The 14,329-nt window shown below is 59.7% G+C and carries 15 protein-coding genes; 6 read left to right on the top strand and 9 right to left on the bottom strand.

All coding sequences use genetic code 11. The features are described 5' to 3' along the window. Positions 1 to 70 precede the first annotated feature (70 nt). Positions 71 to 700 (top strand): LysE family translocator, encoded by a 630-nt coding sequence (locus tag ACI77I_RS22520; protein ID WP_094951207.1) that lies wholly within the window; start codon positions 71 to 73, stop codon positions 698 to 700. 50 nt (positions 701 to 750) lie between these two features. On the opposite strand, the gene inhA is transcribed toward ACI77I_RS22520, so the two are convergent. Continuing rightward, positions 751 to 1,431 (bottom strand): isonitrile hydratase, encoded by a 681-nt coding sequence (inhA, locus tag ACI77I_RS22525; RefSeq protein ID WP_406998465.1) that lies wholly within the window; start codon positions 1,429 to 1,431, stop codon positions 751 to 753. A 90-nt stretch (positions 1,432 to 1,521) separates the two neighbouring features. On the opposite strand from inhA, the gene ACI77I_RS22530 reads away from it, so the two are divergent. After that, a complete protein-coding gene (locus ACI77I_RS22530) occupies positions 1,522 to 2,490 on the top strand; it encodes a GlxA family transcriptional regulator (protein WP_406998467.1) in 969 nt (322 codons plus the stop codon). An 84-nt stretch (positions 2,491 to 2,574) separates the two neighbouring features. Here the strand turns inward: ACI77I_RS22530 and ACI77I_RS22535 are convergent, their stop codons facing one another. From ACI77I_RS22535 to ACI77I_RS22570, 8 genes are all read right to left on the bottom strand, one after another. Then, a complete protein-coding gene (locus tag ACI77I_RS22535) occupies positions 2,575 to 3,480 on the bottom strand; it encodes an alpha/beta fold hydrolase (RefSeq protein WP_406998468.1) in 906 nt (301 codons plus the stop codon). A gap of 85 nt (positions 3,481 to 3,565) precedes the next feature. Beyond that, positions 3,566 to 3,925, bottom strand: a complete 360-nt coding sequence (locus ACI77I_RS22540) for a VOC family protein (protein WP_406998470.1) — start codon at positions 3,923 to 3,925, stop codon at positions 3,566 to 3,568. Beyond that, complete coding sequence (locus tag ACI77I_RS22545; protein ID WP_406998472.1) at positions 3,925 to 4,557, bottom strand: BRCT domain-containing protein; 633 nt, start codon at positions 4,555 to 4,557, stop codon at positions 3,925 to 3,927. The genes ACI77I_RS22540 and ACI77I_RS22545 overlap by 1 nt, the downstream gene beginning before the upstream one ends. 13 nt (positions 4,558 to 4,570) lie before the next feature. Continuing rightward, positions 4,571 to 4,960, bottom strand: coding sequence for a hypothetical protein (locus tag ACI77I_RS22550; RefSeq protein WP_406998473.1), 390 nt, complete (start codon positions 4,958 to 4,960; stop codon positions 4,571 to 4,573). A 44-nt stretch (positions 4,961 to 5,004) separates the two neighbouring features. After that, the gene (locus tag ACI77I_RS22555) at positions 5,005 to 5,553 is read right to left on the bottom strand and encodes a GNAT family N-acetyltransferase (protein WP_406998474.1); all 549 of its coding nucleotides are present in this window, start codon (positions 5,551 to 5,553) and stop codon (positions 5,005 to 5,007) included. Further along, on the bottom strand, positions 5,550 to 6,029 hold the full coding sequence (locus tag ACI77I_RS22560) for an isochorismatase family protein (RefSeq protein WP_242155293.1): 480 nt from the start codon (positions 6,027 to 6,029) through the stop codon (positions 5,550 to 5,552). The genes ACI77I_RS22555 and ACI77I_RS22560 overlap by 4 nt, the downstream gene beginning before the upstream one ends. A gap of 235 nt (positions 6,030 to 6,264) precedes the next feature. Continuing rightward, positions 6,265 to 8,091, bottom strand: a complete 1,827-nt coding sequence (locus tag ACI77I_RS22565; protein ID WP_094951213.1) for a glycoside hydrolase family 15 protein — start codon at positions 8,089 to 8,091, stop codon at positions 6,265 to 6,267. After that, positions 8,084 to 8,884, bottom strand: a complete 801-nt coding sequence (locus ACI77I_RS22570) for a glucose 1-dehydrogenase (protein ID WP_242155297.1) — start codon at positions 8,882 to 8,884, stop codon at positions 8,084 to 8,086. Before ACI77I_RS22570 ends, ACI77I_RS22565 begins: the two co-directional genes overlap by 8 nt. Before the next feature lie 156 nt (positions 8,885 to 9,040). Between ACI77I_RS22570 and ACI77I_RS22575 the strand changes: the two genes are divergently transcribed. The 4 genes from ACI77I_RS22575 to ACI77I_RS22590 all read left to right on the top strand — a co-directional run bounded on the left by ACI77I_RS22575 (position 9,041) and on the right by ACI77I_RS22590 (position 14,185). Further along, positions 9,041 to 9,541 carry a sigma-70 family RNA polymerase sigma factor gene (locus ACI77I_RS22575; protein ID WP_094951215.1) on the top strand — a complete coding sequence of 167 codons (501 nt, stop codon included), beginning with the start codon at positions 9,041 to 9,043 and terminating at the stop codon, positions 9,539 to 9,541. Positions 9,542 to 9,567: 26 nt separating this feature from the next. Then, on the top strand, positions 9,568 to 10,521 hold the full coding sequence (locus tag ACI77I_RS22580; protein ID WP_406998475.1) for a FecR family protein: 954 nt from the start codon (positions 9,568 to 9,570) through the stop codon (positions 10,519 to 10,521). 108 nt (positions 10,522 to 10,629) lie between these two features. Continuing rightward, entirely contained in the window at positions 10,630 to 13,035 is a 2,406-nt protein-coding gene (locus ACI77I_RS22585; RefSeq protein ID WP_406998485.1) for a TonB-dependent siderophore receptor, read from the top strand. Between the two features lie 196 nt (positions 13,036 to 13,231). Then, a complete protein-coding gene (locus ACI77I_RS22590) occupies positions 13,232 to 14,185 on the top strand; it encodes a hypothetical protein (protein WP_141240553.1) in 954 nt (317 codons plus the stop codon). Positions 14,186 to 14,329: the final 144 nt, after the last annotated feature.

A 14,329-nucleotide genomic window follows, 5' to 3' on the forward strand; every position in this document is an offset into this window, starting at 1 on the left:
GCACAATTTTTTGTGGGTTTTTTGACGGCCATTTAATCTGTCCGTTCTTATTGGGGTGGGTGGTTTGAGCATGATTGATTTCTCAACTTTGCTTGTGTTCTCGGGCGCTGTCTTGCTGTTGCTGTTATCGCCGGGGCCGAACATGGCGTTTGTTATCAGCCATGGTGTGAGTTACGGCTGGCGTGGGGGTGTGGCCTCGGGCCTGGGTATCTGCGTGGCGGACGTGCTGCTGACCGCGTTGACCGCCACCGGCGTAACGGCGCTGGTCGCCAGTTGGCCGCCGTCGTTTGATGTGATTCGTTATGCCGGTGTGATTTACCTGCTGTGGCTGGTGTTCAAGACCTTGCAGAAAAGCCCCGGGCTGGACACTGCCCAGGTAAAGCGCGTGCGTCTGAGCCGTGTGTTTGTGCAAGCGATGCTCAACAGTTTGCTCAATCCCAAGGCGTTGCTGTTTTTCATGGTGTTTTTGCCGCAATTCGTCAGGCCGCAGGCCGGCTCTATCACGCTGCAACTGCTGATGCTGGGCGGCGTACTGACCCTGATTGCCGGTGTTTTTCACGTGCTGCTAGGGGTTTTTGGCGGTGCGCTCAGCCGGTTTTTTGCCGGGCGCGCTGGCAGTGCCAAACTGCAGAAATGGGGCCTGGCGAGTGTGCTGATGCTGTTGGCCGCTAGGCTGATGCTGATGTCTCGGCCAGCCTGAGGCCGGCGAGCGGGCTCGCCACACGAAGCCCGCCAGCCACATTCATTGCATCACCCCAACCGCGCCGCCGCCTGTGCCACGATCTCGCCGCGCACCCGACGCGATTCCGCCGTGCGTTTCCTGGCTTCCTCCAGCACAGGCTCGGGCGCGGTGTGCGGGCTGCCCGAATCGAACGGCGGCGCCGGCGCGTATTCAATCTGCAACTGCACCAGTTGCGCGGCGGCCTCGCTGTACAGCTCTGCCGCCAGGGTCAGGGCAAAGTCGATGCCGGCGGTGATGCCGCCACCGGTGAACAAGTTGCCGTCACGCACCACGCGCGCCTGCACCGGGATCGCGCCGAGCGGGGCGAGCAGGTCGTGGTAGGCCCAGTGAGTGGTGGCCTTGCGACCGCGCAGCAAACCCGCAGCCCCCAGTACCAGCGAACCGGTGCACACCGACGTCACGTAGCGTGCGGTTTGGGCCTGGGCCTTGAGAAAGTCCAGGGTTTGCGGGTCCTCCATCAACTCGCCTACGCCTGCACCTCCGGGCACGCAAATCACATCCAGGCGCGGGCAGTCGTTATAAGTCATGGTCGGGGTAAACACCATGCCGGTGCTGGACGTGACCGGCGCCAGGTCTTTCCACACCAGGTGCAGCTTCACGTCCGGCAGCGAACCCAGCACGTCATAGGGGCCGGTGAGGTCCAGTTGCTGAATGCCGGGGAACAACAGAAAGCCGATCTGCAGGGTCATGAGTGAAGCTCCGATAAAGGGGTGGACGGCTTCACTCTAGCGGCCTAGGCTTTGGCGTATGCGCCATTGAGCCCACAGATTACGCCAATCATGACCCGGACTATTCACGTACTCGCTTTCAATAATGTCCAGGTGCTTGACGTCACCGGGCCGTTGCAGGTGTTCGCCACCACCAATGACTTGGCGCGCCAGCGCGGCCTGCCGTTGCCTTACGCGGTGTCGGTGATTGCCGCGCAGGCAGAACCCGTGATGACCTCCGCCGGCCTGGCACTGGTGGCTGAGGCGCTGCCCGCAGCCGACACGCCTTGCGACACCTTGGTGATCGCGGGCGGCTGGGGTGTGTACGGCGCTGCCGAAGACGTGGAGTTGGTCGATTGGGTGAAGCAAAAATCCCAGCACACCCGGCGCATGACCTCGGTGTGTACCGGCGCTTTTCTGCTCGCCGCCAGTGGCTTGCTCGACGGCTGTCGCGTAGCCACTCACTGGACCCGCTGCGAAGAACTGGCGCGCAGGTTCCCGTCGCTGACCGTGGAATCCAACCCTATTTTCATCCAGCAAGGCTCGGTGTGGACCTCCGCCGGCGTGACGGCCGGCATCGACCTGTGCCTGGCCCTGGTGGAAGAAGACCTGGGCCGCGCCGTGGCCCTGGAGGCGGCGCGGCACTTGGTGGTATTCCTTAAACGGCCAGGCGGTCAATCGCAATTCAGCGTGGCCTTGTCCCTGCAAAAGGGCGACAGCCGCTTCGCTGATTTGCACGCCTGGATGGCTGACAACCTCACCCTCGACCTGAACATTCCTACGCTGGCCGCCCAGGCCGGTATGAGCGAACGCAGTTTCGTGCGCCACTACCGCGCCGAAACCGGCCAGACCCCGGCGCGGGCGGTGGAGTTGATCCGCGTGGAAACCGCGCGCCGGCAGTTGGCTGACAGCACAGCGTCGATCAAACGCATCGCCGTGCAGTGCGGGTTCGGCTGTGAAGAGACCCTGCGGCGCAGTTTCCTGCGCGCCCTGGACGTCACGCCCCAGGCCTACCGTGAGCGCTTCTACGACCCGGCTTGAACGAAAATGTGCACATTTGTATCAAGGTGCTATGTCGGCGTGATGACCTTGCGCCGTGGGTGGTCCCCTAAGCGCCGCTAACATTCACGCGCGGTCCAGCAACTCGCAGATCGCCGCGAGGGTCGCCTGCGGCGCTTCCTGAGGAATGTTGTGACCCACCCCCGGCAAAACGTCGCGCCGATAAAAGCCAATGAAGTGTTCCACATCGTCATCCTCCACCGGGGCCGGGCCCACGCCATCATCGGCGCCGCAGAGTGAAATCGTCGGCACCGAAATCGGCGGTTGCGCTACCAGCGCCTGCTCGATGGCTTCCACTGCCGGGTCGCCCGGCGCGTACATGAAGCGGTGGCGATAAGAGTGGATCACCACCTCGACAAAATCCGGGTTATCAAACGACGGCGCCGTGCGGCCATACAGCCCCGGCCCCTCGGCCCAGGTCGGCGACCACAGCTGCCACAGCAACTCACACAACTCACGGCGATTGGCAGTCAAACCGTCTACACCGCGCTGGGTGTGAAAGTAGAACTGATACCACAAGCGATGCTCTGTCTCGGGCGCGTGAGGCTCGGGCGACTTGGCAATGTCCTGGATGTTATAGCCGTCCCCGGTTACCAACCCACGCACTCGCTGCGGCCACAACGCGGCGACGATACACGCGGCGCGGCCCCCCCAGTCGTAACCGGCGAGCGTGGCCTGCGGGATGCCCAGGGCATCCATGAAATCCAACAGATCCTTGGCCAACACCGCCTGTTGACCGGAGCGCATCACCTGCTCGTTGATAAACCGCGTAGGGCCATAACCCCGCAGGTACGGCACCAACACCCGGCAGCCACGCTCAGCCAGGTGCGGTGCGATGTCATCGTAGGCACGCGGGTCGTAAGGGAAGCCGTGCAGCAGGATCACCGGTTCACCGTCTTCGGGGCCGTGGGCTTCGTAGGCTACTTCGAGCAGGGGCGTACGGATGTAAAGTAGCGTGGCGAGAGTAGTCATGATTGGGGGCTTATCGACTGGCCAAAGTAGCCGGAATTCTAGCCCAAACCCATGACGGCAGGTGGTGCAAATGAAGGCAGTCGTCTTACTTGTCTAGTCCGCACTGGCGCAACCCGATGCAATTGCCCCACGGATCCCGGACCTGGCCTATCCAATGCCCGCCTTCAATCGCCATAGGCCCGCGATACAGTGTCGCGCCCAGCGCCTCCAGCCGTCGCACCGTCAGCGGCAGGTCTTCCACCCGCCAATACACCACTGAACCTGCCGCGCCGCAGGCAACTTTATTGTCGGCGTTAACGATCTCAATGGCTACGCCTTCTATTTCCAGATGGCCGAAATCATCAGGGTCATGACGAATACGCGCAGCCGCGGGAAAGGCTGTGGCGTACCACTCTGTTGCGATGCGCCAGTCAGGGACGTGGATGAGGATGGAGAGGATGGGCATCAACCGAATAGCACCTGTTGCCAGTGGGTTTCACTGATGATTGCAATGGGCACGCCGCTGTTTCGCAATTCTACGGCTTTCTTGATCTTCGTCCCGTAGGAACTGTGAAGCCATTGCTCATTGCCAACGCTACCCACCACAAGAAAATGGACCTTTTTGCTCACGGAGTTACCGATCACACCTCCGCGTTCGAGTACGAGCGATTCACAGTCTTTTCGAGGGCCGTAAGCCATAACCCCAGTGAACAGAAAAACCCTGTTCAGCCAATCAAGATCGGGAACCGGATCGTTTAGAGGAAGACTACTGACGCCGGTAGCGCGCTGAGGTGCACCAACGGAAATTCCCGAAAATTGGTGCAGTATTTCCAACAATTCGATCGACTCATCTTCATCCAGTATTCCATCGCTCAGCATATCGGCGAGGCGTTGATACAGAATGTTAACTACCGGGTCTTCAATGTGTATCAGGTGGGTTTCGATCCACGTCTTGAGAAACTCGGCTTCCAGTTGGTTGATTTTTCCATCTGCGGTCAAACCGGCAGTAATACCCACCAACGCATCGGCAGAGCGTCGGTCAATACGCGCCTGTTGAAAGTAGAGACTTCGTTCGAATTCCTGATGAAGATCGACCATGCGTCCTTGCTCCTTAGTCTTCAGCTTCCGTTGTCTGATTGATGTACTTCGTTTTGTCGGGGGTGAACGTAACCGTCATATGAGTGCGCGAGCAGGTTTTAAGAACCTCTTGTTCCGAGTCAATCTCCAGGTGTTCACCCCGCAGACCCTGCCATTGCGCCAGGTAATTCAGCGAACCAAATTTTTCGAGCTTTTTCAGGCTTCGGCTTACGCCGCCTTTCCAGCCGAGTGGGGGCAGTTCATGGGTGAGAGCAGCTTGTGCAAGATCAGGTCGCTTCGTTGCGAGCTCTCGACCAGTCTCCCAGCACTTGATAAGACCTTTATCGTCGCTTTCCCAAGTTTCACTCCAGCTCAGAGTCGGTCGAAGAGGCGTACTGAAGTCGCGTTGTATACGTGAGGTCATATTCTTTCCTTGAATATCAGGCGTGATGCATGGCGTCGAAACCGTTATAGCTGATTTAGCTCCTTTTGCGCCAACAAACCCAGCACCACAAGGTCATGCCGCTGGCCATTCCAAAACCCCGCCTCTCGCAATGTCCCTTCGGCTTTGAAGCCCAAACGTTGCAACAGCGCCAGTGACGCCGTGTTGTGCGGATGCACCCAGGCTTCAATCCGATGTAATTGCATGTGCGTAAAGCCCCAGTCGAGCATCGACCGCAAGGCTTCGCTCATCAGACCTTGGCTGCGGGCTGCCGGTGCCAGTTCGCAGGAGAGGGCGCAGCTGTTCCAGCTGCGATTCCATTTGAACAGGCCGCAGCTGCCGATCAGTTCGCCAGCTCGTTCAATCCCCCAGCGTGTGCCGGGGTTGGGCTGGGTGCGCCATTGGGCGAAGGTGTCGATCAAGGCGTGGGCCTGGGCCAGATCGATCATTGGATCGGCGCCAAACCAGCGCATGTTGGCGGTGTCGCCATGGATGGCGAATAACGCCGGGGCGTCGGTTGCGCGTAATTCGCGCAGGCGCAGGCGCGGGGTAGCAAGCGTCGGGAATGCATTCATGAGGCGGTCGTCGCGATTACTTGGGCGCGATCTACTACGTTGCCGAAGTGATGCCGCCACAGGTCAACGCCTAATTTGCCTGACCGATCCAGCGATGAGCCCACGGTCAAGTCGCTGATCAATGTCGGCTGCAGTCCCGCATCAAACAATGCGAAGCCGGCCGCGAGGACGCAGGTGTCGGTCTGGATACCACACACCAGCACGCGGTCCGGCGTCAGGCTTTTCAGGTAGTCGAGGGTCTCGGGCGTGGGGGCATAGCCGTGTTTGATGAAGATGCGCTCGGCGGCAATCAGGCTGTGGTCGTCCGGCGCAGGTTGCCAGCCGAGTTGGCGAGTGAAGGGGGTGATGCTTTCGTCGTGGCGCTCCACGGTGGCCACTGATGGCAGGCGCCCGAGCAAGGTGTTAATGCCATCGACCAGCCACGCCGGCGGGTTGAAACAGGGTTGCACGTCGATGATCAGCAGTACCTGGCGCATGGGGTTCCTGGTGGCGGCTTGGGGCTGCCTATAGTGCACCATAGACCTGATCCTGGAAGCTGAACTCAATCAAATGTGGGTGCTGGCTTACCTGCGATGCAGCCCCCTCGGTTTATCAGTGACCCACAGTCGATGCCATCGCAGGCAAGCCAGCTCCCACATCTGAATCTCATTACTTTCAGGTAGAGATTGGCGGCTTTAGAGCTGTTTTTTTGCTTCTACCCCTCAGGCCTCCTCAGGGTTGCCAGGTGGTCTTCGTGCCACTGAGCTTACGGTCCAAAAACGTTGCCGCGCTGATCAACGCTAAATGGCTTAGCGCCTGGGGCGTATTGCCCAAGTGATGCGCCTGGTTATCGAACTCTTCGGCATACAGCCCCAACGGATTGGCGTATCGCAACAGTTGTTCAAATTCCAAGTGCGCCTTTTCCACTTGCCCAGCGCGGGCGAGGCATTCGACGTACCAGAACGAACAGGCAGCAAACGCGCCTTCGGTGCCTTGCAAACCGTCGATCTGGCTGTCGTCGTTGCGGTAGCGGTAGACCATGCCGTCACGCACCAGGCTTTTCTGAATCGCCGCAAGCGTCGACAGCCAGCGCGGGTCGGTAGCCGCAACGAAGCGCACCAGCGGCATCAACAGCATCGAACCGTCGAGTGCGGTGCTGCCGATATGCTGCACAAAGTGCCCGCGTTCTTCGTTCCAAAAGTTACTCCAGATATCCGCATAGATCGCCTGACGCGTCTGGTCCCACCGCGCGAACGGAGCGGGCAGCGAGCGCTTGGAAGCCAGGCGGATTGCGCGGTCCAGCGCCACCCAGCACATCAGCCTCGAATGCAGGAAGTGATGCTCCTCACCGCGCATTTCCCAGATGCCCACGTCCTTGCTGTTCCAGATCTCGCAGACCTGATCAGCCACTTCCACCGTGTGTTTCCAACCTTCGTGGGAGATGGCTTCACCGTATTTATTGACCAGGTACACCGCATCCATCAGCTCGCCGTAGATATCCAGCTGGATCTGGTCGAAGGCCTCATTGCCGATACGTACTGGCTTGGCACCACCGTGGCCGCTGAAGTGATCAAGCGTGGTTTCCGGCAGTTCCTGGCGGCCGTCGATGCCGTAGAGGATGTTGATTTTGGTCGGCTGGCCGCAGCAGTCGCTGACGCGGCCTTTGAGCCAGCGCATGTAAGCGTTGGCTTCTTCGATGAAGCCCAGGCGCATGAATGCATAGACCGTGAACGAGGCGTCGCGGATCCAGGTGTAGCGGTAATCCCAATTGCGCTCGCCGCCAGGGGTTTCCGGCAGGCCGAAGGTGGCGGCGGCGATGATTGCGCCGTGTTTGCGTGAGGTCAAAAGCTTCAGCGCCAGGGCCGAGCGGTTAACCATTTCGCGCCAGCGCCCACGGTAATTCGATTGTGCGATCCAGCCGCGCCAGAACTTCAATGTGTGTGCTAATGCCAAATCGGTGCAGCCGCTGTTGACCCGTGGATCATCTTGGCCGCCGAGGACGAACTCGGCGCCTTCTTCCTGGGCCAGGGTGAAACTGGCCACGGCGGCATCGGCTTCGATCTGCATTGCGTGGCTGCTCGCCAAGCGCAGGCCGGGCTGGCCGTCGGCGGCGAAATAGACCATGCCGTCGTCGATACTGGCTTGGGTCGGCGTGCGCGCGTAGTCGTGGCGTACGGCGCAGCGCAGATGGATTGTGGCTGTGCCGCTGACTACTCGTACGCGACGAATCAGCAGCGGCAAATCATCAATCTCTTCACTGATGACCAGCAGGTCGGTGATTTCGACCACCGCCTCATCGCTTAGCCAACGGGTTTGCAGCACGTTGGTGTCGGGCAGGTAGATTTGTTCACGGCGGGCGTTTTTCAGGTCGGGTGTGAGCTGGAAAACACCGGCCTCGGGCGTGTCGAGCAGCGAGCAGAAGATCGACGGGCTGTCGAATTCCGGCCAGCAGAAAAAGTCGATACTGCCGCGGTCATTGACCAATGCCGCACTGCGCATATCGCCAATAATGCCGTGGGCATCGATGGCGCTCTGCTGTTCATTTTTAAAATCAACCATTGCCACGAAACTCCGGATAAAGGCTCATGCCACCATCAATAAACAGGGTGCTGCCCACCACATAGTCGGAGGCATCACTGGCCAGCCACACCACCGCGTTCGCCACGTCTTCCACGTCGCCGACGCGGCCATAGGGAATCAACTTCAACAGCTCTTTTTCTGCCGCGCCTTCGGTGGCCGCACGGTTGATCGCCGTACGAATAGCGCCGGGCGCAATGCCGTTGATGCGGATACGCTGCTCGCTGACTTCCTGGGCGAGGGTGCGCATCAGCATCTCCACGCCGCCTTTGGAGGCGGCGTAATTCACATGCCCGGCCCAAGGGATGATTTGGTGCACTGAGCTCATGTGAATGATTTTGCCGGCGGCGCGCGACACGCCATCGCGCACGCCCTGGCGATTGAAAATGCGCACGGCGGCGCGGGCACACAGGAACTGGCCGGTGAGGTTGACGCCGATCACCGTGTTCCAGTCGTCGAGGGTCATGTCGACCAGGTTGGCGTCTTTTTGCAGGCCGGAGTTGGCCACCAGAATGTCCAGATGCCCGAAGGCATCGAGGGTCTGGGCGAACAGGCGTTCAACGTCGGCCTCTTGGGACACATCGCCGCCGATAGCAATTGCACGGCCGCCGTTGGCGTTGATCTGCGCAGCGAGGGCTTCGGCCGGCGCCGCCTGGGAGTTGTAATTGAGCACCACCGCCGCACCGGCCTCGGCCAACGCTTTGGCGGCGCCTGCGCCGATACCGGAACTGGCACCGGTGACCAGGGCCACTTGTTGCTGCAAGGAGATCTGCATTGCCCACCCACCGTTTTAAGAGAGTCTTTGCAGCTGACTGGCGGCGCGTGGCGGAAGTTCACCAGTGGGAAGTCCAAGGCGCGGCGACGGGAAGCAATTGCCCCACTTAATAGGAAGCATTACTATTCACGCCCCCGCCTCCCCAGTGCTCACGCAATGATCCCTCAGCCGCCCCGCAGAACAGGCTTTTTCGAGCATTACGAAGAGTTGATCGGCACCTGGACACGCCGCCTGAGAAACCGTCAGCAGGCTGAAGACCTGGCCCACGACACCTTCGTGCGAGTGCTTGAGTCGCGTTCGAGCGAGGTTGAGCAACCACGCGCCTATCTGCATCAAACAGCGCGCAACATCGCCGTTGATGCCTACCGGCGCGAAGACCGGCGTGAGGCGCTGGCGCTGGAGACCTTTGACCAGCGTTCGCCCCACAGCGGCGACCCGGAGCATTTTATGCACGCGATCCAGTTGGCGGACTCCATCGAGCGGGCCTTGGCCGAGCTGCCGCTTAACTGTCGCAAGATATTTATCTGGCAGAAAATCGAAGGCCTCACCCAGCAGGAAATCGCCGTGCGCCTGGGCCTGTCTAAAAACATGGTTGAAAAGTATATGATCCGCACCTTGCGGCATCTGCGTGACCGTCTGGATGCGCTGGCCCCATGACCCGCTTTGATGAAACAGGACCTTCCATGATGGATAGCCGTGCTCGCGACGAAGCCGCGCAATGGTTTGTACGCTTGCAAGACGCCGAGCTGAACATCGAAGAGCGCCGGCGTTTCGACGCATGGCGCGCAGAACGGCCTGAGCACCAATATGAACTCGACGTGCTGCAAGGGGTGTGGAACGCCACCGACTTGTTGCCCAAGGCCCGTTTGCAGGCCTTGTGTGATGCGCCGGTGGAGCGGCCCATGCGCCGTACCATTGTGCGTTATGCAGTCGCCGCAAGCGTGGTGGCTATCGCCTTGGGCCTGGGTTTGTTCAGCGGCCTTGATCATCCAAAAGCTTACAACGCCGAGTTCAGTACGCGCTTGGGGGAGCACCGCCAGGTGGCTTTGCCCGACGGTTCGGTGATGGACCTCAACAGCCGCAGCGTGGTCGCAGTGCATTACGAAAAAGGCCGGCGCGGCGTGGAGCTCAAGCACGGCGAAGCGATGTTCAGCGTCGAGCATGACGCCAGTCGACCCTTTGTCGTCGCCGCCGGGGCAGGGCAGGTGACAGTTACCGGTACGCGCTTTGATGTGCGCCGCGATGATGATCAGACCCGTGTGGTGGTCGAGGCTGGCACGGTCAAGGTCCAGGGGCGTGCATCGGACCGGATCGTCACGCTTACGGCGGGCCGAGGCACGCAAGTCGATGCCGTGGGGCAAGTGGCTGCGGCGTACGCGGTGAATACCGATGAGTTGACCGCCTGGCGCAGCGGCAAGCTGGTGTTCAACAACGCCAGCCTTGGCGAAGTGGCCCGCGAAGTGTCGCGCTACCGCGAGCAACCGTTGCGGGTCAGTACCGCTGCGGTGAGCAGCCTGCGCTTGACCAGTGTGTTCAAATCCAGCGACACCGACGCCTTGCTCAAAGCCTTGCCGCACATCCTGCCGGTCGCCTTGCGTACCTTGCCGGACGGCAGCCAGGAAATTATTTCACGCTGAGGTTCAGGTTTTTTTCGAGTTCTTCGTCTTCTCTTGCAACTGCAACTGGTTTGCATTAACAGCCGCACGCTCTTGCGATTACAGGGGTTTGATGTGAAAAGCTTCGATGTGAAAAAACTGACCGTCTCCCACAATAAAATTTCCCGCTGGGTGCCCCTGGCCCTGGCGCTTGCTGTCAGTGCCGGGCTGCCTGCGGCTTATGCTAACGACGGTATCCATATCCGCGCCCAGCCTTTGGGGGCGGCGTTGAGCCAACTGGGTCAGCAAACGTCCCTGCAAGTGTTCTTCAACCCCGACATGGTCGCCGGCAAGCAAGCGCCTGCGGTGGACGGCAACCTCTCGCCCGAACAAGCCCTGCGCCAGTTGCTGCAAGGCAGCGGCCTGGATTACCATATCGACGCCGGTTCAGTGACCCTGCGCCCGCAAAGCAACGGCACCGGTGAAGCCGGCTCGCCGCTGGAACTGGGCGTCACCGATATCAAAGTGGTCGGCAACTGGCTGGGCGATGCTAACGCCGAAGTGGTGCAGAACCACCCGGGCGCACGTACGGTCATCCGCCGCGAAGCCATGGTGGAGCAGGGCGCGATGAACGTGGGCGATGTGTTGCGCCGCGTCCCTGGCGTACAGGTGCAGGAATCCAACGGCACCGGTGGCAGCGATATTTCACTCAACGTGGGCGTGCGCGGCCTGACCTCGCGCCTGTCGCCACGCTCCACCGTGCTGATCGACGGCGTGCCGGCGGCCTTCGCACCGTATGGCCAGCCTCAACTGTCGATGGCGCCGATTTCCGCCGGCAACCTGGACAGCATCGATGTGGTGCGTGGCGCCGGTTCCGTGCGTTATGGGCCGCAGAACGTCGGCGGTGTGATCAACTTCGTGACCCGCGCTATCCCCGAGACATTCTCCGGTGAGGTCGGCACCACCCTGCAAACCTCCGCCCACGGCGGCTGGAAGCACATCGAAAACGCCTTTATCGGCGGCACGGCGGATAACGGTATCGGCGCGGCGTTGCTGTATTCCGGGGTCAAGGGCGATGGCTATCGCAACAGCAACAACTCCAACGACATTGACGACGTGATCTTCAAGACCCACTGGGCACCGACCGATCAAGACGACTTCTCGCTGAACTTCCACTACTACGACGCCAGTGCCGATATGCCGGGCGGCCTGACCCAGAAGCAGTTCAGCGCCAACCCGTACCAATCGGTGCGTGACTGGGACAGTTTCAGCGGGCGCCGCAAGGATGTGTCCTTCAAGTACATCCGCCAGATCGACGACCGTACCCAGGCCGAAGTGCTGACCTACTACTCCGACAGTTTCCGCGGCAGCAATATCGCCAACCGCGACCTCAAGACTCTCAGTTCTTATCCGCGCACCTACTACACCTTCGGTATCGAGCCGCGGGTGTCACATGTATTCGACGTGGGGCCGAGCACCCAGGAAGTCAGCGTCGGTTATCGCTACCTTAAAGAAGGCATGCACGAGCAGGCCACCAGCCTGAACCTGGTCAACAATGTGCCGACGCCGGGCGGCCAGAGTGACGGTCACGTCTATCAGGACCGTACCGGTGGCACTGAGGCCAACGCCTTCTATATCGATAACAAGATTGATATTGGCAAGTGGACCATCACGCCGGGTATTCGCTTCGAAGACATTCGTACCGAATGGCATGACCGCCCGGTAGTGGCCTTGAATGGCACCCGCACCCAGGAAAAACGCCGCGAGGTCAATAACAACGAACCGCTGCCGGCCCTGAGCGTGATGTACCACGTCTCGGATGCCTGGAAAGTGTTCGCCAACTACGAAACCTCCTTCGGCAGCCTGCAGTACTTCCAGCTCGGGCAGGGCGGTAACGGCGACCAGACGGCCAACGGCCTGAACCCGGAAAAAGCCAAGACCTACGAGGTCGGTACGCGCTACAACGACAGTGTGTGGGGCGGCGAAGTGACGTTGTTCTACATCGACTTCTCGGATGAGTTGCAATACGTCAGCAACGACGTGGGCTGGACAAACCTGGGGGCGACCAAGCACCAGGGTATTGAAGCCTCGGCCCACTATGACCTGTCGAACCTCGACCCGAGCCTGGACGGCCTGACCGCCAACGCTGGTTTCACCTACACCAAGGCCACCTCTGAAGGCGATGTGCCGTTCAAGGGCCGCGACCTGCCGCTGTATTCGCGTGAAGTGGCGACTGTGGGCCTGCGTTACGACATCAACCACTGGACCCATAACCTGGACGTCTATGCCCAGTCCAGGCAACGTGCGCCAGGCACCGGCACCACCTACATCACCCAAGGCACCGCCGATGGTCAGTACGGCGACATCCCGGGTTATGTCTCGGTCAACGTGCGCAGCGGGTATGACTTTGGTGCGCAACTGTCGAACTTGAAACTGGGTGTGGGCGTGAAAAACGTCTTTGACCAACAGCACTACACACGCTCCAGTGACAACAATTCCGGGTTGTACCTGGGCGAGCCACGTACGTTCTTCGTACAGGCGAGTGTCGGGTTCTGATCTGCCGTTGATAGGAAAAATCGCAGCCTAAGGGCTGCGATTTTTTTTGCCTGTTTCCTACGCCGGTTCACGCGATTTTCTGCTTGATCAGGAACCTATTCCGACAGATACGCCACACAGGAGGCAAACCTGGTCGGCTTCCACATAAGCGGGCAGCGACAGGTTGATAATCGTACCCCTTGCCCTGGAGGCACTTATGTCGGTATCGAATACCACTGTTTCTGTATCAATTTCATCCAGTGCGGACACCACGCAGGTTAATTCCAACCCCGTAGCCCAGGCCAGTGCTTTTGCGTCGACTACGGCGCCTTACCACAGCCACAACGGTGCAAGCGTCAATTTTCACGCATCGCAAAGTCAGGGTGGGCCGGTGTTTGGCCAGCAACAACAGGCAGCGAGTCATCATAATTATTTCAATAGCTCAGCCCATTCCCAAGATTTTTCTGCCATGACGCACCATGCCTCACACTACGGGGGCACGCAGCAGCTTGAGCAATGGGGGAGGCCTTGGATGGGCAGGCCCAACCCACCCATTAATGCGCATGGCCCGTACCCGATCACGCTGGGTAAGCCGGACCCGCTGTATTCGAAGAAAAGCAACGATCAACTGGCGACCGATCTTCTGAGAAACGCCCGCGCGTTTACAACGCCGGGTAACCGTTCGACTATCAGTAAGAGCGCTATTGAAGAAATGGCGTATCAAAAACCAGGCCGAAACCCTGTGATGAATCAAAACATTCGGCTGGCCAGCGAGCTTTTAAAGCGTCCCGACGTGATGGATGCCTTTTTCCGGCAGCCGGGTACAGGTGAGCTTGGCGATCAGGTAGAAATCAGCAATCTCAGTGCGTTCAACCGCGATCCAAACCCCTTGAAATACAGCACTGATAAGCAAGTAGTTCAGGAGCTGCTGAGCCATTTCGATAATTTCACAGAGCACTTTGGTAGGCGCCAGATCGGCATCGGCGATCTCCAATATCTGGCCGGTCTAGGCCTGACGGGCATCCCTTCACTGGACCACTATCTTCAGTTGAGTAAAACGGCCGTCAATCGCAGTGACTTGCTGGAAATAATGGACAACGTTGCGAGTAAATATGGAGACAAGCGAATCAGCCAGGAAGGCCTGATGTTGTTGTCCCTCGGGATGGCATAACGCAGTGCAATAAGGCGCTGCTAACACGTAGCGGCGCCTCGTGCTTCGAATTGTGCAAGGAACTATTTCCACACATTTGCCACTCAGGGCATACACATCCAGCGGCTTTGACGGAGCCGGTCGCTTTTTCAGACACTGAATCAG

This window comes from Pseudomonas sp. D47, assembly GCF_045447305.1.
In the GTDB taxonomy this organism is placed as follows: Bacteria; Pseudomonadota; Gammaproteobacteria; order Pseudomonadales; family Pseudomonadaceae; genus Aquipseudomonas.